Origin of the sequence: Bradyrhizobium campsiandrae, assembly GCF_014529705.1 — a bacterium.
GTDB lineage: Bacteria > Pseudomonadota > Alphaproteobacteria > Rhizobiales > Xanthobacteraceae > Bradyrhizobium > Bradyrhizobium campsiandrae.
Genome location: NZ_JAANIH010000012.1, coordinates 65,599 through 82,976, shown reverse-complemented (window position 1 = coordinate 82,976; position 17,378 = coordinate 65,599). Strand labels below are relative to the sequence as shown.

Genomic DNA, 17,378 nt, shown 5'->3' with positions numbered 1-17,378 from the left:
GCGGGGGTAGCGGAATCTTGAGACGAAGGATCCGGTCCGGCTCGAACAGGTTCGAGCCGGCCGACAGTCGCAGGGGGATCGGGTCGTCTTGCTTCAGGCCGCTGCTTGCGGCGCGCCGTTGAGGGCCTCGTCGACGGCAGCGGCGATGTCGCGCATGCTGATGACGGAGACGAGGCTGTAATCGTCGATCACGGGCAGGTGCCGGATGTGATTCCGGTTCATCAGATGCCGGACGTGCTCGATCGTATCCGAGGAGGTGCAGGAGACGAGCTGCTGCACCGAGACGAGCTGCGAGACCTTGACGTTGATGGCCCCCGCGCCGTGCTCGGCGACCGCGCGCACCACGTCGCGCTCGGTGAACATGCCGACCGCGGTGTTGCCTTCCGAGCGGACCACGTCCTTCACCACCAGCGCGCTGATGTTGTTGGCGCGCATCAGCTTGGCGGCGATTCCCACCGTTTCGTTCATTCGCACCGTGACAACGCGCGGCGTCTTCTTGCGCAGAATGTCTCCGACCAGCATGGCAACCTCCCTGGGTGAACGATGCATGAAGTGTGGTATACATAATGCCAATCGTCAAGCGCTGGATTTGGCTGATCCGAAAAATCTTGCGGCAGTGATGCTGACGTTTGTCGTCAGCGAACAAAGAAAAAGGGGCGCATCGCTGCGCCCCGTTTCGATTTGTCCCTCGTGCCGATGGCTCAAGCCGTCCCGGTCTTGGCCCGGGTCTCGGCATTGGCGGTTGCAGGATTGGCGCTCTCGGCCTCCTTGCCCAGGATGAACGAGCGGCGCAGCGGCTTGATCACGAACAGCGCCATCAGCGCGGCTGTCGCGTTCAGCGCCACGGCCACCACGAACACGGCCTTCCAGCCGTAGGCGGTCGAGATCACGCTTGCGAGCGGAACCAGCAGCGAGGCGGTGCCCTTCGCGGTGTAGAGCATGCCGTTATTGGTGGTCGCGAATTTCGAGCCGAACGTGTCGCCGCAGGTCGCGGGGAACAGCGAGTAGATTTCGCCGAACACGCCGAAATACACGGCTGTTGCCAGCACGAAGACGAGCGGCACGTGGCCGTAGGCCGACAGCGTCAGCAGCATCAGGGCGGCGGTGCCGAAGGCGATGAACATGGTGTTCTCGCGGCCGATCGTGTCGGAGACGAAGCCGAAGAACGGGCGACCGAAGCCGTCGAAGATGCGGTCGAGCGAGATCGCAAAGGTCAACGCCGCCATCTGGAAGCCGGCGAGCGAGACTGGCGTATCGGCGATCTTGAAGTCGTGCGCGATCGGGGCGATCTGCGCCGCGGTCATCAGGCCGCCGGAGGCAACCATCACGAAGACGAGGTACATGATCCAGAAGATCGGAGCGCGCAGCACCTGAGGCGGGGTGAAGTCGATCTTGGTCTGCGGCAGGTTGAGCTGCTTCTTCTTCGGCGGGATCGAGAGCCGCGGCGGCTGGATGAAGAAGGCGAGCACGAACACGATCACGCCTTGGCCGATGCCGAAGGTCAGGAAGGCCTGCTGATAGCCGGACGATGCGATCATGGCCGCGATCGGCACCACGGTGAGCGCTGCGCCCGCGCCGAAACCGGCAGCGGTTGCGCCGGCGGCGAGGCCGCGACGATCTGGAAACCATTTCAGCGCGTTGCCGACGCAGGCGCCGTATACCGCGCCCGCGCCGATCCCGCCGATGACGGCTGCGGTGTAGAGCAGGGGCAGCGAGTCGGCGTAGGAGTTGAGCACCCAGGACAGTGCGATCATCACGCCGCCGAACATGATGACGATGCGCGGGCCATATTTGTCGACGAACCACGCCTCGACCGGCACCAGCCAGGTCTCGGTGACGACGAAGATGGTGAAAGCGAGCTGGATCGCGGCGCGACCCCAATGGTGCGCGTGATCGATCGGATCGACGAACAGCGTCCAGCCATATTGCAGGTTGGCGATCATCGCCATGCAGACGATGCCCATGCCGAGCTGGAGCCAACGGAAACCGGTGCGAAGAGGCGCAGCTGTGACGGCGCCATCCGTGCTGGAAATCATCAACATCCTCCCAAGCGCCTGTCTGGTCGCGACACGCACCGCCCATATGACGGAGTGTCGCAAATCTTGTGGCTTATCGTCGCAAGCGCGGCGGGCAGCTTGGTATACCATATTCCAGAATGCAAGCCCTATCTTGAGACGACGCTCAAGAAAAGTGCAGGGGTCTTTCGGCTTTCCGGTATCGGGGTATTTTCGGTCAAAACGAAAACGCCCGGTGGTGAGGCCGGGCGTCGTCAGCGAGAGGGCTTCGCGTGAGCGCGATCAGATGGTCGATTGCGCGACCACGACCTTGCGCCAGGGTTTGAGCACCAGCAGCGCCAGCAGCGAAGCGAGAATGTTGGCGCCGGCAGCCAGGATGAACACGTTGTCCCAATGGCCCGAACTCTGCTGCACATAATTGGCCAGTGGAACAAGAAGTGCTGCGGTGCCCTTGGCGGTGTAGAGCAGGCCGGCATTGGTGGTTGCGAACTTCGCGCCGAACGTGTCGGTGCAGGTCGAGGGGAACAGCGAGTAGATCTCGCCCCAGGCGAAGAAGACGAAGCCCGACAGGATCACGAACCAGATCGGATCGTGGCCCCAGAGATAGAGCATCCAGATGCCGAACCCTTCCATGCCGAAGGCGACGAACATCGTGTTCTCGCGGCCGATCATGTCGGAGATCCAGCCGAAGAACGGACGCGTCAGGCCGTTGAGCACGCGGTCGATGGTTGCCGCGAACGTCACCGCCGTCATGGTCATGCCCACAAGCGTGACCGGCACGGCGTCGACCTTCCAGTCGACCGCGATCGGCTTCAGGTTCGCCGTCACCATCAAGCCGCCGGCGCCGACGATCACGAACATGAAATACATCAGCCAGAAGATCGGCTGACGCAGGACTTCGGTCGGCTGGTAGTTGCGCCGCGTCTGCAGCAGTGCCGCATTCGCCACCACGTTCGGCACCTGGCCCGCCTTCGGCGCCAGCAGGAAGAAGGCGAGAACGCAGATGATGAGGCCTTGGCCGAGGCCGAAATAGAGGAAGGTGGTCTGGAAGCCAGAGTCCTTGATCATGGCCTGGATCGGCGCGACGGTCAGCGCGGAGCCCGCGCCGAAGCCGGCGGCCGTGATGCCGGCAGCCAGACCGCGCTTGTCGGGAAACCATTTCAGCGCATTGCCGACGCAGGTGCCGTAGACGCCGCCGGCGCCGATACCTGCGATGATCATGCCGAGATAGTAGCCGTTGAGCGTGGTGGCCTGTGCGTTGATCGCCCAGCCGATCGCGCAGAGCACGCCGCCGACCAGCACGACGATGCGCGGACCGTATTTATCGACAAACCATCCTTCGACCGGCACCAGCCAGGTCTCGAACAAAACAAACAGAGTAAAGGCCCACTGGATCGAGGCGCGATCCCAACCGAACGTCTTCTGGATGTCGGGGACGAAGAAGGTCCAGCCATATTGGTAATTGGCGATCATCACCATGGCCGCTACGCCGATCGCCAATTGCGCCCAGCGATACGTGTCGCTGACGCGTGCGGCCGCAGCAGCCGTAGATGTCTGCACCATGTCCGTCATGAATCCTCCAATAGCGCTTCTGTTTTTTGAGCGAGCGTTGGCGGCATTCTTGTATTCATTATGCCAAGCTTCAAGCGCGCGCGGGCCCATTGTGCGCTTATGACGCAACCTCGTTTGCGAGGTTGCGCGAATGTGCCTGATGCCAAATAGAAATGGCCCCGCAGAGCAGGGCCATTCTTCGAAAGTAGGAGTTCGCTGCTTTTACAACCGGCGCGACAATTCGACGCGCCGGGCCTCGCCTCCCAACTTACAGGCCGAAGCGGGGCAGGTCGCCGTTGTGATTGGAAATCTCGGCGCTGGCCATCAGCAAGCGGTCGAGGGCCGCCATGAAGCGGGCGAACAGCGAAGCGGAGGGCGCGAGCGCGACGGAAGCGGTCTTGGACATGGGAATTTCCTTTCGTGGACAGTCAGCAATGCTGTCTCATTTCAGGGGCCAATTTACGTATACCAGATGCCAAGGTCTATGCATGCCATTGCATAGCAGCATGCGAATTGCCGCATTGCAGCATAACGCTTCGTTAAAAGACCCGGGGGCTCTAAACCCGCGATTTCGGCTGAAACCGGCAAAAGGGCCTGGTACGGAACAAGCGTCGGCCCGGCCCTTGGCACCGCAGTGCAAAACGGCTAGACGTTCGCCCCCCTTCCATCAATCCGTCAGAGTGGTTCATGTCGAGCGCCTCGCCCGCCGTCTCGATCGGTATCGATTTTGGGACCAGCAACACCGTCGTTGCACTGGCGGCGGACGACCGCCGGGTCGAGGCTGTCAGGTTCGACCACGGCGGACAGCGCCACAGCACTTATGTCTCGGCGCTGTGCTTCTGGGAGGACCGGCCGGGCGCCGGCGCCCAGGCTGAAGGCGGGCCGTGGGCGATCGAGCAGTTCCTGGAAGGGCGCCACGTCTACCGCTTCCTGCAGTCGTTCAAGACGTTTGCGGCGAGTTCGAGCTTCAACACCACGCAGGTGTTCCGGCAGCGCTTCAAGTTCGAGGACATCCTGGCGGCGTTCCTGCGCACGCTGGCGCGCCATGGCGGCGATAAATTCGGCTTCGAGGCGGCCAACATCACGGTCGGGCGTCCCGTGCGCTTTGCCGGTGGCAATCCCGACGACGGGCTCGCCATGCAGCGCTATCGCGCCGCGTTCGAGCGCCTGGGGGCCGGTCATGCCCGCTACGTCTATGAGCCGGTGGGCGCGGCGTTCTCCTTCGCCCGTCGGCTCGAGCGCGATGCCACCGTGCTGGTGGCGGATTTCGGCGGCGGCACCAGCGACTTCTCGGTGATGCGCTTCTCGCGATCAGGCGGACATTTGCGCGCCGAGCCGCTCGGTCACGCCGGCATCGGCATCGCGGGCGACACGTTCGACTATCGCATCGTCGATCACGTCGTCTCGCCGCGGCTCGGCAAGGGCTCGAGCTTCCGCTCGTTCGACAAGGTGTTGCCGATCCCGAACAGCCATTACACCAACCTCGCGCGCTGGCATCAGCTCGCGTTGATGAAGAGCAATGGCAATCTGCGCGAGCTCAGGGAACTTGCGCGCACCGCGCTGAAGCCTGACCAGCTCGCGGATTTCATCACCATCGTCGATCTCGATCTCGGCTTTGCGCTGTACCGCGCGGTCTCCGATGCCAAGGTCGCGCTGTCGGCCGGCGAGGAGGTCGACTTCCGCTTCAAGGGCGGCGGCGTCGAGATCGGCTCGACCATCACACGGAAGAAATTCAACGCCTGGATCGCCGACGACGTCGCGCGGCTCGGGGCCACCGTCGACAAGGTGCTGGGCGAGGCCGGCATCACCGCGCGCGAGATCGAGAAGGTGTTCCTGACCGGCGGCACCTCGTTCGTGCCGGCGGTGCGACAACTGTTCGCCGACCGGTTCGGCAACGAGCGGCTGATGTCGGGGGACCAGTTCGAATCGATCGCCTACGGTCTCGCGCTGATCGGACACAGTGCCGAGCCGGACCGCTGGACTGCGGACGGCGGCTTGAAGAAGAGCGGGTAGGGGCGCGATTGTCGCCAAGCAGTAGGTGCGCTCCCTCGCCCGCTTGCGGGAGAGGGTTGGGGAGAGGGTATCTCCGCGTCGGGATTGCCGGGGATTGCGGAGAATGTCCCTGCGTGGCGAGTGCGTAGGGTGGGCAAAGCGGAGCGTGCCCACGAATCCGTCGTCATAGCGGAAAGTTCGTGGGCACGGCGCGCGGAGGGCGCGCCTTTGCCCACCCTACGAGATTAACGTCGCTGCGAGACGAACGTTGCCGCTACTGATTGATCTCCGGCTCGACGAGCCGCGCCAAATTGCGCAGCGATTCCTGCCAGCCGAGATAGCAGGCCTCCGGCGGGATTGCGTCGGGAATGCCGGCCTGCGTGATATCGACCTCGGTGCCGACAAGGACTTTCTTCAGGGTCACGGTGACTTCGATCAGGCCCGGCAGGTTCGGATCGTCGAACTTGTCGGTGTAGCGGAGACGTTCGCCTGGAACGAGCTCGAGAAATTCGCCGCCGAACGAATGGCCGTTACCCGTCGTAAAATTCCGGAACGACATCTTGAACGTGCCGCCGACCTTGGGCTCGAAATGGTGCACGGAGCAGGTGAAGCCGTTCGGCGGCAGCCATTTCGCCAGCGCATCCGCCTCGAGGAAGGCGCGATAGACCTTCTCCGGGCTGGTGGTGAGAACGCGGTGCAGGCGGACGGTGCTGGGCATGATCGTATCCTCATGAACTGATGGGCTCGACGTTAGCGTGTTGCCCCCTTCATGCACCGAGGACGAACGGAGCGCCGTCGATCCGACAGGGCTGCGACGATTTTGCAGCCACGGAACCGACGGCTCATGCCGTGGAGTGATTGTTCTGCCGCTCACCGCGTCCAGTCTTCACCGGCGCACAGCGTTCCCATGCAGCCCTGGACGCTGAGATGGCCCGACGGCAGCAAGGTCACCGTGCTCACATAGGTCTTGCCGTCGTCGGCATTGTAGATCCGGCCCGACCATTTGTTGGCACCGGCCGCCTGCATGTCGATGAACAGGGAGATGCCGATGATCTTGCGGCCGCGCAGCGCCGGATCGGAATTGTGGTCGTCGAGCTGCGGCTTGCCCGTCTTCTTGTCGATCGGCTCCTTCAGCCAGACCACCCGGCCGCACAGCGCGCTGCCGCAACGGCTAACCTTCACCTTCGCATCGCCTGATTGGGTCAGCCAGACCCCGGCGGGATCGCTGGCCGTTGCGGCTTTGGCATCTCCAAGCGGCGAGATGGACAGCAGGGCTGCGAGCACGTGCCGGACGAGGGTGGAACGCATGGGAGCTCCCGATTGGCGTTATTATCATGAATTATTTCATGATAAACGATCAATATATCTCGCTTTAGGTTGAGTCAAGTAGAAGGAGTGGGCATAGTGATTCCCAGAGATGACCCTTGCATTGCGGAGTGGGCGGAGATGGTTGTGGTGGGGACGTCGGTGCGCGAGGCCCGGCAACGCTGGTTTCGGCGCCTCGATCTTGCGTTCTGGATGATCTGGGCGGCATTCCCGGTGGTGATATGGCTTGCCTATCGCCACAACACGACCGCCTCCGCGTCGATTGCAGCCAGCCTCAGTCCCGAGCAGGCGAAATGCGCGGGCATCGTCACCAACCCGCTCGACATGTCGCGCAAGGGGCAGATGCTGTTCTGGACGTTATTCTTGTTTCAGCTGTCGTTCTTTGCCGTGTTCACCGCCATCCTTCACCGCATGGTGCATCGATTCGCGCGCGGGCGGATCTTCGTGTCCGAGACGCTCCAGGGGGTGTGGTGGATGGGGATCATTCTGGTGATCTGGCCGTTCATTGATCTGATCACCAGCAACGCGGTGGCTTACGCCTTGCATGAACTCGGCGACATCAAGTTCTTCCTGCCGTCCTACAATCTGGACATCGGCACGATCGCGGGCGGGGTGTTCCTGATGGCGCTGAAATTCGTCATCGATCACGCCATCCTGCTGCAGTCCGAAAACGAATTGACGATCTGAGGTGAATGCTGGTGCCGATCGTCGTGAATCTCGATGTCATGCTTGCGAAGCGGAAGCGCCGCCTCGGTGACCTCGCCGACGCCATCGGCATCTCCATCCAGAACCTGTCGATCCTGAAGACGGGCAAGGCGCGGGCGATGCGCTTCTCGACCCTGGCTGCAATCTGCCGCGAGCTCGACTGCCAGCCCGGCGACATTCTCGAATATGTCGCGGGCGAGGAGAGCGATGGCAATGCCGGCGAGGGGGCCTGAGCCCGTGCCGTGCGGGGCTTGTTCGTCTTGATGTTGGGTGCGAGAGCCGGTACGCCGACGGTTGATCGCGTCTGAAGCCACAATTCCGCTCTCGTTGCCCGCTCAACTCCGACGCGAAATCGGGGGGGTCTTTTGCGCAGGCTGACTTTGGCTTACGCCATCGCGCTGCTTTGTCTTGGCTCATCCGCCAGGACCGCGGGGATTCGGATGGTCAGGTTCTTTCAAGAGCAGCTCGCTGGCGGAGATCGGTGAGCTTCACGTTCGAAGAGGAGGCGAGGATGAGGCGACTTGGCTGCGTGATCGGCTTGCTGATGCTCCTGCTGTCGCCGGCCGCGGCCGACCCCTCGCTGCCGGGCCTTGTTCGACAAGACCTGATGCTGCCGATCACGCTGGCCGATGGCCATCAGGTCAGGCTCGAGACCATGATCCTGCGTCCTGATCGGCCCGGGCGGTTTCCGCTGGTGCTGCTGGTCCACGGTACAATTCCCGGGACGGGGGATGCCCTTCGCGCGGCGCTGGCGCAGGAGACGCCGGCCAGCCTGCTCAATCCGGCTGTGGCGTTTGCTCAACGTGGTTATGTCGTCGCATCGATCATGCGTCGGGGCTTTGGTCGTTCAGACGGACCATTTGCGGAGACGCTGTCCGGACCTTGCGACGACCGCGACTATCTCGCCGTCGCGCGGATCGCCGCCGAGGACGTGACCGGCGCGCTCGCCGCACTCCGCGGCGAGCCATCGGTCGGGCCATGGGTCGAATCCGATCGGGTCCTGTTGATGGGGCATTCAACCGGCGGCTTTGCGGTCACGGCCGCCGCTGCGGACAATCCGGCCGGCGTCGTCGGCGTTCTCAATTTCGAAGGCGCCCACGGCTCTGTCCCGGGTCATACGTGCAGTCCGGATCATCTGGTCGCCGACGCCGGCATCTTTGGCCGCACCGCGCGAATTCCGGCGTTGTGGGTTTATTCGGAGAACGATCGCAGTGTGCCGCCGGCGTTGGGCCGTCGCATGTTCGACGCTTACGCCGCTTCAGGTGCGCCGGCGCAATTCCAGATCTTGCCGTCCTTCGGTGTCGACGGGCATGCCATGGTGCCGATGGGCCCTTCCGACGCCTGGCGGCCGGCGGTCGAAGGTTTTCTGAATCAACTGCGCTTGCCGACGGCAGTGCTGGTCGAGCTGCCGGCGCGCGCCTCCATCCCGCCGCCGACGCCGCTCAACGCGGCGTGCGCGGGTTACTTCGATGCTTATGTGAAGGCGTGGACCGATGCCAAGGCCTATGCCTGGAATCGCGACGGGCATTGTTCATCGGTCACCGCGGCTCAGCGAACGGTTGATGACGCCAGGCGCGAGGCGATGCGTCAATGCGTGGCTGCCTGGAAGGAATGTTCGCTCTACGCAGTCGGCTAAGCGCTTGCGCCGGGCTGAGACCTTGGCTGAGATCCTGACGGCACATCTCAGATCGACGCGCGAGCGTGCCTCGGCTCTCCAAAGCCGGACATGTTCCATGCAAGCCGGGCGCAATTCGATCTGGCGGAGCCTTGCTATTGCCCATGATGGGGTATAACGTAAACGTGTTCGTTCAGCCGCTGTGCCTTGTTGAATGCGCCCGCGGGCTCCTTTTTCCAGAGACATCGACGAATTGAATCGGTTCTGCGTGAGCGTCACGCGGAATGCGCGCGTGTGCGCTTTGGAGAAGAGAAATGACGACAGGTACCGTGAAGTGGTTCAACGGCCAGAAGGGCTTCGGATTCATTCAGCCCGACGACGGCGGCAACGATGTGTTCGTTCACATCAGCGCGGTCGAGCGGGCTGGCCTTGCGGGTCTCGGCGAGGGCCAGAAGGTCAACTTCGAGGTCAAGACCGACAAGATGCGGGGCAAGGTCAGCGCCGAGAATCTCTCGCTGGCTTGAGCTCTGGAGAGCCGTTTCACGGATGTACTGAAACGGCCGTGCGGCCCGCTCGATCGTAAGGGATTGAGCGGGTTTTGCTCGCTGCAGAAGGGGTGAAGATGAGCGCCAAGAAGTCGCCCGAACCGTCCCCCGAAGGCTTCGCGCGCCTGAACCGGCAACGTCTGGCGGCTGAGGAAGGCGCGCGGGCGATGGCCGATGCCGAAAAGCGGGCCGCCGACATCCGCCAGAACATGGCGCGGCTTCGAGAGTTGCGTGAAGCCAGGGAAGCGGACGACGCCACTCTGCAAGCCTCGCTGCCGGCGCCGATCCCGGCGAAGCGCAAGAGAAAGCCGCGGCAATAGCCGACGTCGATATCGTCACCGGACGCGAGAGGGTGAGGAGTGCGGATCGTGCCCAGACTCAAATTGGACGGCGGCGGCACCATTACCTTCTTCCTCGCACTCGGTGCGGGCCGGCAGATGTGCCGACTGGCGACAACCTTCGAGACGCAGAAGCAGGCCTTCAGCTATCTTCACAAATACCGCACCGAGTTCGAGCGCATGGCGCGGGCCCGGCTGGATACCGGCGAGCTCGAAGACGGCGTCGTCGTGCTGTCGATGCTGTAGCTGTCGCGTCGCTTCTATTTCGAGCGGTCCTTCGGCGCGGCTTCGCGGGCCAATCGCTCCGCCTTCAGCCGCTCGCGGTTCTCGTTGAAGGAGTGCTGGGCCTTCGCATAGTCTGTTATGGGCTTTGGCGTTTGCGGGGACTTGAACGCTTTGTCTGCGTCGCGCCGCGCCCGATCAGATGATTGATCTCTCAACATGTTGTCCTCGATGTGGTTGATAGCGTGCGGGCCGCGAAGGCGCTGATGCTCAGTCCCATCGTCGCGGGCCGACAAAACGGCGCTCTGCTGCAGCGGAGAAGGAGATCTCTTTGAGACGGCAGGCGGCTCGATCGCGAGGCGCCGTTTTGCGTCGGAGAGACAACGGACCGCAACCGCTTTGGTTCCTCGAAGCCACGCGGCGGCCACGAGACGATCGTTGCAGCCGAGCACGGCATCGCGGCAACTTTCCCGAACGATCGCACAATACCGCTATTTTGCCCGACGCGTCAACAAAAATTCGCGAAATACGAAAATATTCATTCGGGCCAAGGGAGTGCCTACTGTGCATGGGGTTGTTTTCGAGTCTCGATTTGAGCCTGTGGCCCCACTGCTTGGCGCATGAAAAAGGGCCGCCCGGAAGGCGGCCCTTTGTCTTGATCGAAGCGGCTTCGTCTACTCGGCGGCCTGCTTCTGCGGCGGGTCGAGCGCGCCCGACTTGTGGATGTCGGCGACCTGGTGGTCGCTGAAGCCGAGCACCGAGCGCAGGATCTCGTCGGTGTGCTCGCCGAGCAGCGGGGAGCGGGTGACGTCGGCCGGGCTATCCGACAGCTTGATCGGGTTGCCGACCGAGATGTACTTGCCGCGGGTCGGGTGATCGACTTCGACCACGGTGCCGGTCGCGCGCAGCGACTGGTCCTCGGCGATCTCCTTCATCGACAGGATCGGGCCGCAGGGGATGTCGTCCTTGTTGAGGATCTCCATCGCCTCGAACTTCGTCTTCGTCATCGTCCACTGCTCGATGCGGGCGAAGATCTCGTTCAGCCGCGGCAGGCGGGCCGCCGGCTTGGCGTAGTTTGGATCGGTCTTCCAGGTCGGCTCGCCGATCACGTCGCAGATCTTCTCCCAGACCGGAGCCTGGGTGATGAAGTAGATGTAGGCGTTGGGATCGGTCTCCCAGCCCTTGCACTTCAGGATGCGGCCGGGCTGGCCGCCGCCGGAATCGTTGCCGGCACGCGGCACGGCATCGCCGAACGGCACGCCTTCGCCGAACTGGCTGTACTCCTTGAGCGGGCCGTGCTCGAGCCGCTGCTGATCGCGCAGCTTGACGCGGCAGAGGTTGAGCACGCCGTCCTGCATCGCAGCGGTGACGCGCTGGCCCTTGCCCGAATGCGTGCGCTGGTAGAGCGCGGTGACGATGCCGAGCGCCAGGTGCAGGCCGGTGCCGCTATCGCCGATCTGCGCGCCGGTCACGAGCGGCAGGCCGTCGCGGAAGCCGGTGGTGGAGGCGGCGCCGCCGGTGCACTGCGCGACGTTCTCATAGACCTTGCAGTCTTCGTAAGGGCCGGGGCCGAAACCCTTGATCGACGCGACGATCATCTTCGGGTTGATCGCCTGGATCTTCTCCCAGGGGAAGCCCATGCGGTCGAGCACGCCGGGGCCGAAATTCTCGACCAGCACGTCGCACTTCTTGATCAGCTCGGTCAGGACTTCCTTGCCCTTCGGGTTCTTGGTGTCGAGCGTGATCGAGCGCTTGTTGTGGTTGAGCATGGTGAAATACAGGCTGTCCACGTTCGGGATGTCCTGCAGCTGGCCGCGGGTGATGTCACCCACGCCCGGGCGTTCCACCTTGATCACGTCGGCGCCGAACCATGCCAGCAGCTGCGTGCAGGTCGGCCCTGACTGAACGTGGGTGAAGTCGAGAATGCGAACGCCCTCGAGCGCTTTGGTCATCGTGTTTGCTCCGTACTCTGTCTGCCCCTGCGAACCACAGGGATAAAGGGTTGAAGGGGTGGACTTACTTCTTTTTCTGCAGAACGCTCTGCGGATTGAGGTTGCCGATGCGGCCGCTCTCCGAGCCCGCGGCCGGATCGATCACCGCGTTGATCAGCGTCGGCTTGCGCGAGGCCATCGCCTCGTTCACGGCGCGCTTGAGCTCGTCCGGCGAGGTCGCATTCACGCCGACGCCGCCGAAGGCTTCCATCATCTTGTCGTAGCGCGCGCCCTTGACGAACACGGTGGTCGCCGGATCGGAGTTCGCGCCGTTGACGTCGGTGCCGCGATAGATGCCGTCATTGTTGAAGATGACGACGCAGATCGGAAGGTTGTAGCGGCAGATGGTCTCGACCTCCATGCCGGAGAAGCCGAAGGCCGAGTCGCCTTCCACCGCCAGCACCGGATGGCCGGTCTCGAGCGCGGCGGCGATCGCCTGGCCCATGCCGATGCCCATCACGCCCCAGGTGCCGACGTCGAGACGCTTGCGCGGGCGATACATGTCGATGACGCCGCGGGCGAGGTCGAGCGTGTTGGCGCCCTCGTTGACGAGGATCGCCTCGGGGTTCTCCTTGATGACGTTCTTCAAGACGCCGAGCGCGCCGTGATAGTCCATCGGCGACTTGTTGTTCATGAGCTTCGGCGCCATCTTGGCGACGTTCTCTTCGCGCTTGGTCGAGACGGCCTTGGTCCAGTCGGCGGGCGGGGCGGTCCAGCCAGCGCCCATCGCCTGGTTGAAGGCTGAGACCACCGAGCCGATGTCGCCGACGACGGGGGCGACAATCTCGACGTTGGAGTCCATTTCCTTCGGCTCGATGTCGACCTGGATGAACTTCTTCGGCGCATCGCCCCAGCTCTTGCCCTTGCCGTGCGAGAGCAGCCAGTTCAGCCGCGCGCCGATCAGCATGACGACGTCGGAATCCTTCAGCACGGTCGAGCGGGCAGCGCCGGCGCATTGCGGATGGGTGTCGGGCAGCAGGCCCTTGGCCATGCTCATGGGCAGGAACGGCACGCCGCTCTTCTCGACGAAGCTCTTGATCTCCTCATCAGCCTGCGCGTAGGCCGCGCCCTTGCCGAGGATGATGAGCGGACGTTTTGCGTTCTTCAGAACATCAAGCGCGCGCTTGACCGACGCGGGCGAGGGGATCTGCGCGGGCGCAGCGTCGATCACCTTGACCAGCGACTTGTGGCCGGCCTCGGCGTTCATGACCTGGCCGAACAGTTTTGCCGGCAGGTCGAGATAGACGCCACCGGGACGGCCCGAGACCGCAGCGCGGATGGCGCGGGCAAAGCCGATGCCGATGTCCTGGGCGTGCAGCACGCGATAGGCCGCCTTGCACAGCGGCTTTGCGATCGCCAGCTGGTCCATTTCCTCATAGTCGCCCTGCTGCAGGTCGACGATCTCGCGCTCGGAGGAGCCCGAGACCAGGATCATCGGGTAGCAATTGGTGGTGGCATGGGCGAGCGCGGTGAGACCGTTGAGGAAGCCGGGCGCGGACACCGTGAGGCAGACGCCGGGCTTCTTGGTGAGATAACCGGCGATGCCCGCGGCGTAGCCGGCATTCTGCTCGTGGCGGAAGGAGATCACGCGAATGCCGGCGGCCTGCGCCATGCGGCCCAAATCCGTGATCGGGATGCCCGGCACATTATAGATGGTGTTGATGCCGTTCAGCTTGAGCGCGTCGATGACGAGATGGAAGCCATCCGTCAGTTCCTGCTCGGTGCCCGGTGCTTCGGACTTGGTCGCGGTATTCAGCATGGGCCTTGTCTCCCTGGTCTCAAGATACGGGGCGAATTTCTCGCCCTTCTGGTGAATGTTGCTAGGTGAATAATTCCTGGCCGTGCGCTTCGACGTAAGCGGCGAGGCCAAGCGTATGGTCGCGGGCACGCTTCTCGGCGAGCTCGGTGTCGCGCGCCTCCAGCGCTTCGATCATGCCGAGATGCTCGGGCAGGGACGTTGCGGTGCGGTCCTTGCGTCCGATGGTCAATTGCCGGTAGCCGCGCACATGCAAGAGCAGGTCGTTGGTGAGGTCGACCAGCACGGGAGATTCCGACAGCGAGATCAGCGCCTGGTGGAAGGCGATGTTGGCCCTGGAATATTCCTCGACGTGATCCTCGGGCAGGCGGTCCTTGCCGAAATCCTTGAAGAAGTCGCGCAGTGCCGAGATATCCTTCTTGCGCGCGGTGGTGGTGATCAGGCGGGCCGCCATGCTCTCCAGCGCCGCCCAGGCGCGGATCATGTCGACGATCTCGCTCTTGGTCCGGCGCACCACCATGATGCCGCGGCGCGGCACGGTCTTCACGAAACCGTCCTGCTCGAGCATGGCAATGGCTTCGCGGATCGGCGTGCGGCTGACACCCAGACGTTCGGACAGTGCGCGCTCGTCGAGCATGACCGGCTCGGGCGTCGAATAGATGTCCATCTTGAGGATGGCTTCCTTCAAGGCGTCGTACGCCTTGTTCTTGAAGCTGCTCTCCGGGGCAATACGAACGATTGCGATGTCTGCCTCGGCCATGTTCGGCAACGCCTTGGTTGGTTTCCGCAGTGACACGACGATTCTCCTCCAGTGGGAGTCGTCTTTTACAGGAATATTTACCGGAAAGTTTTTGGCATACCACATGCCAGAATGTCAAGGCGGCGATTTTTTGCGCGCTTCTGGATGGTGCTCTGGCTTGACAAGTTGGCTTCTGGCATACCAAATGCCATCGCTAGCCATTTTTGATCCAAGCTGGCGGAGTCGTCCAGGCCGTTTCGCCGCTCCGTTCCGCCGGATGGAACAGGGCGCGGCGATGGCAGTATCACGGGCAGGCGCATCATGCGCGCTTTGCAAAGCAAGAACTGAAGGTCAAGGGAGAAGTCATATGTCCAATTCCAAAGACGTCGTCCGCAAGGTCCTTGACCAGGTCAAGGCCGACAACCGCGCCAGCCTGACCGCTCCGGAAGGCAAGGTGGTCTGCGACGCCTACGGCATTCCGGTACCGAAAGAGGGCGTGGCCAAGTCGGCGGGCGAAGCCGGCAAGATGGCGTCCGCGATGGGCTTCCCTGTGGTGATGAAGATCGTCTCGCCGGACATTCTCCACAAGACCGAAGCCGGCGGCGTCATCGTCGGCGTCAAGACGGCTGAGGATGCCGAGAAGGCCTATGAGACCATTCTCGGCAATGCCAAGAAGTACAAAGCCGATGCCAAGATCGAGGGCATCCAGGTGCAGCAGATGCTGGCCGGCGGCACGGAGGTCATCGTCGGCTCGATCACCGACGGCTCGTTCGGCAAGCTGGTCGCCTTCGGCCTCGGTGGCGTGCTGGTCGAAGTGCTCAAGGACATCACCTTCCGCCTCGCGCCCGCGACCAAGGAAGACGCGCTGTCGATGCTCGACGGCATCCAGGCGCATGAGATCCTGAAGGGCGTGCGAGGCGGCGAGCCGGTCAATCGCGCGGCGCTCGCCGACGTCATCGTCAAGGTCTCGCAGCTCGTCACCGACTTTCCTGAAATCGTCGAGCTCGACCTTAATCCAGTGTTTGCCACCGCAAAGGATGCAACTGCCGCCGACGTGCGCATCGTCGTCGACTTCGCCTATAAGCCCAAGCCGAAGCCGCGCCCGACCGAAGAGATCGTGGCCGCGATGAACCGCATCATGCAGCCCAAGGCGGTCGCCGTGATCGGTGCCTCGGCCGAAGACGGCAAGATCGGCAACTCCGTGATGAAGAACCTCATCAATGGCGGCTACAAGGGCGAGATCATCCCGATCCATCCCAAGGCCGCCGAGATCCTCGGCTACAAGGCCTACAAGAGCGTCAAGGATGCGCCCGGCGTGATCGACGTCGCGGTGTTCGCGATTCCCGCCAAATTCGTCGCCGGCGCGCTCACCGAGTGCGGCGAGAAGAAGATCCCGGGCGCCGTGCTGATCCCGTCGGGCTTTGCGGAGGCCGGCGCGCCGGAACTGCAGGCCGAGATCGTCGAGGTCGGCAAGAAGTACGACATCCGCCTGATGGGGCCGAACATCTACGGCTTCTATTATACGCCCGCCAATCTCTGCGCGACCTTCTGCACCGCCTATGACGTCAAGGGCCACGCGGCGCTGTCGTCGCAGTCGGGCGGCATCGGCATGGCCATCATCGGCTTCTCCCGCTCGGCCAAGATGGGCGTCTCCGCGATCGTCGGCCTCGGCAACAAGTCCGACATCGACGAGGACGATCTGCTCGCCTTCTTCGAGCAGGACCCGAACACCAATTTGATCGCGCAGCACTGCGAAGATCTCAAGGACGGCCGCGCCTTTGCCGAAGCGGCCAAACGCGTCTCGAAGAAGAAGCCGGTCGTCGTGCTCAAGGCCGGCCGCACCTCGGCCGGCGCCAAGGCGGCCTCCTCGCACACCGGCGCGCTCGCCGGTAACGATCGCATCTACGAGGATGTGTTCAAGCAGTCGGGCGTGATCCGCGCGCGCAGCTTGCGCCAGCTGCTCGAATTCGCCCGCGGCGTGCCGGTGCTGCCGACGCCGAAGGGCGAGAACGTGCTGATCATCACCGGTGCCGGTGGCTCGGGCGTGCTGCTGTCGGACTCCTGCGTCGACAACGGTCTGTCGCTGATGTCGATGCCGCCGGATCTGGATGCGGCCTTCCGCAAGTTCATCCCGCCGTTCGGTGCGGCCGGAAATCCCGTGGATATCACCGGTGGCGAGCCGCCGATCACCTATGTCAACACCGTGAAGCTCGGCCTCTCCGACGAGCGCATCCACGCGCTGATTCTCGGCTACTGGCACACGATCGTCACGCCGCCGATGGTGTTCGCCCGCAACATGGTCGAGGTGAAGAAGGAGATGGAGGCCAAGGGCTTCGTGAAGCCGATGGTCGCCTCGCTCGCCGGCGACGTCGAGGTCGAGGAAGCCGCCGAATATCTCTACCAGAACGGCATCCCGGCCTATGCCTATTCGACCGAGCTGCCGGTCGAGGTGCTCGGCGCGAAGTACAAATGGGCGCGTGGGGCAGGGTTGCTCTGAGGCTGTCTCTCCTGTCATCCCGGAACGATGCGGAGCATCGAACCCGGGATATCGAGATTCCGGGTCTGGTACGCCAGGCCCGCGCT

General features: G+C 63.3%; 19 protein-coding genes. 9 read left to right on the top strand and 10 right to left on the bottom strand.

Features of this window, described 5'->3' with window-relative positions; all coding sequences use genetic code 11:
* Positions 1 to 93: 93 nt before the first annotated feature.
* Together G8O24_RS11340 and oxlT (G8O24_RS11335) are read right to left on the bottom strand one after the other, a co-directional pair.
* The gene (locus G8O24_RS11340) at positions 94 to 522 is read right to left on the bottom strand and encodes a CBS domain-containing protein (RefSeq protein WP_188099180.1); all 429 of its coding nucleotides are present in this window, start codon (positions 520 to 522) and stop codon (positions 94 to 96) included.
* Positions 523 to 701: 179 nt separating this feature from the next.
* A complete protein-coding gene (gene oxlT, locus G8O24_RS11335; protein ID WP_188099178.1) occupies positions 702 to 2,036 on the bottom strand; it encodes an oxalate/formate MFS antiporter in 1,335 nt (444 codons plus the stop codon).
* Positions 2,037 to 2,102: 66 nt separating this feature from the next.
* Between oxlT (G8O24_RS11335) and G8O24_RS11330 the strand changes: the two genes are divergently transcribed.
* Complete coding sequence (locus G8O24_RS11330) at positions 2,103 to 2,291, top strand: hypothetical protein (RefSeq protein ID WP_188099177.1); 189 nt, start codon at positions 2,103 to 2,105, stop codon at positions 2,289 to 2,291.
* Positions 2,292 to 2,297: 6 nt separating this feature from the next.
* Here the strand turns inward: G8O24_RS11330 and oxlT (G8O24_RS11325) are convergent, their stop codons facing one another.
* Positions 2,298 to 3,587, bottom strand: a complete 1,290-nt coding sequence (gene oxlT, locus G8O24_RS11325; protein ID WP_188099175.1) for an oxalate/formate MFS antiporter — start codon at positions 3,585 to 3,587, stop codon at positions 2,298 to 2,300.
* Between the two features lie 247 nt (positions 3,588 to 3,834).
* Positions 3,835 to 3,972: a hypothetical protein gene (locus tag G8O24_RS11320; protein WP_188099173.1), complete on the bottom strand. Its 138-nt coding sequence runs from the start codon at positions 3,970 to 3,972 to the stop codon at positions 3,835 to 3,837.
* A 281-nt stretch (positions 3,973 to 4,253) separates the two neighbouring features.
* Between G8O24_RS11320 and G8O24_RS11315 the strand changes: the two genes are divergently transcribed.
* Positions 4,254 to 5,579, top strand: coding sequence for an Hsp70 family protein (locus tag G8O24_RS11315; RefSeq protein ID WP_188099172.1), 1,326 nt, complete (start codon positions 4,254 to 4,256; stop codon positions 5,577 to 5,579).
* A gap of 253 nt (positions 5,580 to 5,832) precedes the next feature.
* Here G8O24_RS11315 and G8O24_RS11310 read toward each other — a convergent pair whose 3' ends face one another.
* Entirely contained in the window at positions 5,833 to 6,276 is a 444-nt protein-coding gene (locus G8O24_RS11310; protein WP_188099170.1) for an SRPBCC family protein, read from the bottom strand.
* A 152-nt stretch (positions 6,277 to 6,428) separates the two neighbouring features.
* The gene (locus G8O24_RS11305) at positions 6,429 to 6,866 is read right to left on the bottom strand and encodes a DUF2147 domain-containing protein (protein WP_188099169.1); all 438 of its coding nucleotides are present in this window, start codon (positions 6,864 to 6,866) and stop codon (positions 6,429 to 6,431) included.
* Between the two features lie 138 nt (positions 6,867 to 7,004).
* On the opposite strand from G8O24_RS11305, the gene G8O24_RS11300 reads away from it, so the two are divergent.
* The 6 genes from G8O24_RS11300 to G8O24_RS11275 all read left to right on the top strand — a co-directional run bounded on the left by G8O24_RS11300 (position 7,005) and on the right by G8O24_RS11275 (position 10,333).
* Positions 7,005 to 7,571 carry a DUF2975 domain-containing protein gene (locus G8O24_RS11300; RefSeq protein WP_188099167.1) on the top strand — a complete coding sequence of 189 codons (567 nt, stop codon included), beginning with the start codon at positions 7,005 to 7,007 and terminating at the stop codon, positions 7,569 to 7,571.
* A gap of 11 nt (positions 7,572 to 7,582) precedes the next feature.
* A complete protein-coding gene (locus tag G8O24_RS11295) occupies positions 7,583 to 7,822 on the top strand; it encodes a helix-turn-helix domain-containing protein (RefSeq protein ID WP_188099316.1) in 240 nt (79 codons plus the stop codon).
* A gap of 278 nt (positions 7,823 to 8,100) precedes the next feature.
* Complete coding sequence (locus tag G8O24_RS11290) at positions 8,101 to 9,225, top strand: alpha/beta hydrolase family protein (RefSeq protein WP_188099166.1); 1,125 nt, start codon at positions 8,101 to 8,103, stop codon at positions 9,223 to 9,225.
* A gap of 293 nt (positions 9,226 to 9,518) precedes the next feature.
* The gene (locus G8O24_RS11285; RefSeq protein WP_188099164.1) at positions 9,519 to 9,728 is read left to right on the top strand and encodes a cold-shock protein; all 210 of its coding nucleotides are present in this window, start codon (positions 9,519 to 9,521) and stop codon (positions 9,726 to 9,728) included.
* A gap of 98 nt (positions 9,729 to 9,826) precedes the next feature.
* Positions 9,827 to 10,069 (top strand): transcriptional regulator, encoded by a 243-nt coding sequence (locus G8O24_RS11280; protein WP_188099162.1) that lies wholly within the window; start codon positions 9,827 to 9,829, stop codon positions 10,067 to 10,069.
* Positions 10,070 to 10,108: 39 nt separating this feature from the next.
* Complete coding sequence (locus G8O24_RS11275) at positions 10,109 to 10,333, top strand: hypothetical protein (protein ID WP_188099160.1); 225 nt, start codon at positions 10,109 to 10,111, stop codon at positions 10,331 to 10,333.
* Between the two features lie 14 nt (positions 10,334 to 10,347).
* On the opposite strand, the gene G8O24_RS11270 is transcribed toward G8O24_RS11275, so the two are convergent.
* The 4 genes from G8O24_RS11270 to G8O24_RS11255 form a co-directional block, all read right to left on the bottom strand.
* On the bottom strand, positions 10,348 to 10,530 hold the full coding sequence (locus tag G8O24_RS11270) for a hypothetical protein (protein WP_188099314.1): 183 nt from the start codon (positions 10,528 to 10,530) through the stop codon (positions 10,348 to 10,350).
* Between the two features lie 453 nt (positions 10,531 to 10,983).
* Complete coding sequence (frc, locus tag G8O24_RS11265) at positions 10,984 to 12,261, bottom strand: formyl-CoA transferase (RefSeq protein ID WP_188099158.1); 1,278 nt, start codon at positions 12,259 to 12,261, stop codon at positions 10,984 to 10,986.
* A gap of 64 nt (positions 12,262 to 12,325) precedes the next feature.
* Complete coding sequence (gene oxc, locus G8O24_RS11260) at positions 12,326 to 14,059, bottom strand: oxalyl-CoA decarboxylase (protein ID WP_188099156.1); 1,734 nt, start codon at positions 14,057 to 14,059, stop codon at positions 12,326 to 12,328.
* 61 nt (positions 14,060 to 14,120) lie between these two features.
* A complete protein-coding gene (locus tag G8O24_RS11255) occupies positions 14,121 to 14,816 on the bottom strand; it encodes a GntR family transcriptional regulator (RefSeq protein WP_188099312.1) in 696 nt (231 codons plus the stop codon).
* Positions 14,817 to 15,162: 346 nt separating this feature from the next.
* On the opposite strand from G8O24_RS11255, the gene G8O24_RS11250 reads away from it, so the two are divergent.
* Entirely contained in the window at positions 15,163 to 17,292 is a 2,130-nt protein-coding gene (locus tag G8O24_RS11250; protein WP_188099154.1) for an acetate--CoA ligase family protein, read from the top strand.
* The last annotated feature ends 86 nt before the right edge of the window (positions 17,293 to 17,378 follow it).

What these genes read in the sequence shown, in the direction of transcription:
- G8O24_RS11340 (WP_188099180.1), bottom strand. Translation starts at nt 522, where the DNA reads ATGCTGGTCGGAGACATTCTGCGCAAGAAGACGCCGCGCGTTGTCACG.
- oxlT (WP_188099178.1), bottom strand. Translation starts at nt 2,036, where the DNA reads ATGATTTCCAGCACGGATGGCGCCGTCACAGCTGCGCCTCTTCGCACC.
- oxlT (WP_188099175.1), bottom strand. Translation starts at nt 3,587, where the DNA reads ATGACGGACATGGTGCAGACATCTACGGCTGCTGCGGCCGCACGCGTC.
- G8O24_RS11320 (WP_188099173.1), bottom strand. Translation starts at nt 3,972, where the DNA reads ATGTCCAAGACCGCTTCCGTCGCGCTCGCGCCCTCCGCTTCGCTGTTC.
- G8O24_RS11315 (WP_188099172.1), top strand. Translation starts at nt 4,254, where the DNA reads ATGTCGAGCGCCTCGCCCGCCGTCTCGATCGGTATCGATTTTGGGACC.
- G8O24_RS11310 (WP_188099170.1), bottom strand. Translation starts at nt 6,276, where the DNA reads ATGCCCAGCACCGTCCGCCTGCACCGCGTTCTCACCACCAGCCCGGAG.
- G8O24_RS11305 (WP_188099169.1), bottom strand. Translation starts at nt 6,866, where the DNA reads ATGCGTTCCACCCTCGTCCGGCACGTGCTCGCAGCCCTGCTGTCCATC.
- G8O24_RS11300 (WP_188099167.1), top strand. Translation starts at nt 7,005, where the DNA reads ATGGTTGTGGTGGGGACGTCGGTGCGCGAGGCCCGGCAACGCTGGTTT.
- G8O24_RS11290 (WP_188099166.1), top strand. Translation starts at nt 8,101, where the DNA reads ATGAGGCGACTTGGCTGCGTGATCGGCTTGCTGATGCTCCTGCTGTCG.
- G8O24_RS11285 (WP_188099164.1), top strand. Translation starts at nt 9,519, where the DNA reads ATGACGACAGGTACCGTGAAGTGGTTCAACGGCCAGAAGGGCTTCGGA.
- G8O24_RS11280 (WP_188099162.1), top strand. Translation starts at nt 9,827, where the DNA reads ATGAGCGCCAAGAAGTCGCCCGAACCGTCCCCCGAAGGCTTCGCGCGC.
- G8O24_RS11270 (WP_188099314.1), bottom strand. Translation starts at nt 10,530, where the DNA reads ATGTTGAGAGATCAATCATCTGATCGGGCGCGGCGCGACGCAGACAAA.
- frc (WP_188099158.1), bottom strand. Translation starts at nt 12,261, where the DNA reads ATGACCAAAGCGCTCGAGGGCGTTCGCATTCTCGACTTCACCCACGTT.
- oxc (WP_188099156.1), bottom strand. Translation starts at nt 14,059, where the DNA reads ATGCTGAATACCGCGACCAAGTCCGAAGCACCGGGCACCGAGCAGGAA.
- G8O24_RS11255 (WP_188099312.1), bottom strand. Translation starts at nt 14,816, where the DNA reads ATGGCCGAGGCAGACATCGCAATCGTTCGTATTGCCCCGGAGAGCAGC.
- G8O24_RS11250 (WP_188099154.1), top strand. Translation starts at nt 15,163, where the DNA reads ATGTCCAATTCCAAAGACGTCGTCCGCAAGGTCCTTGACCAGGTCAAG.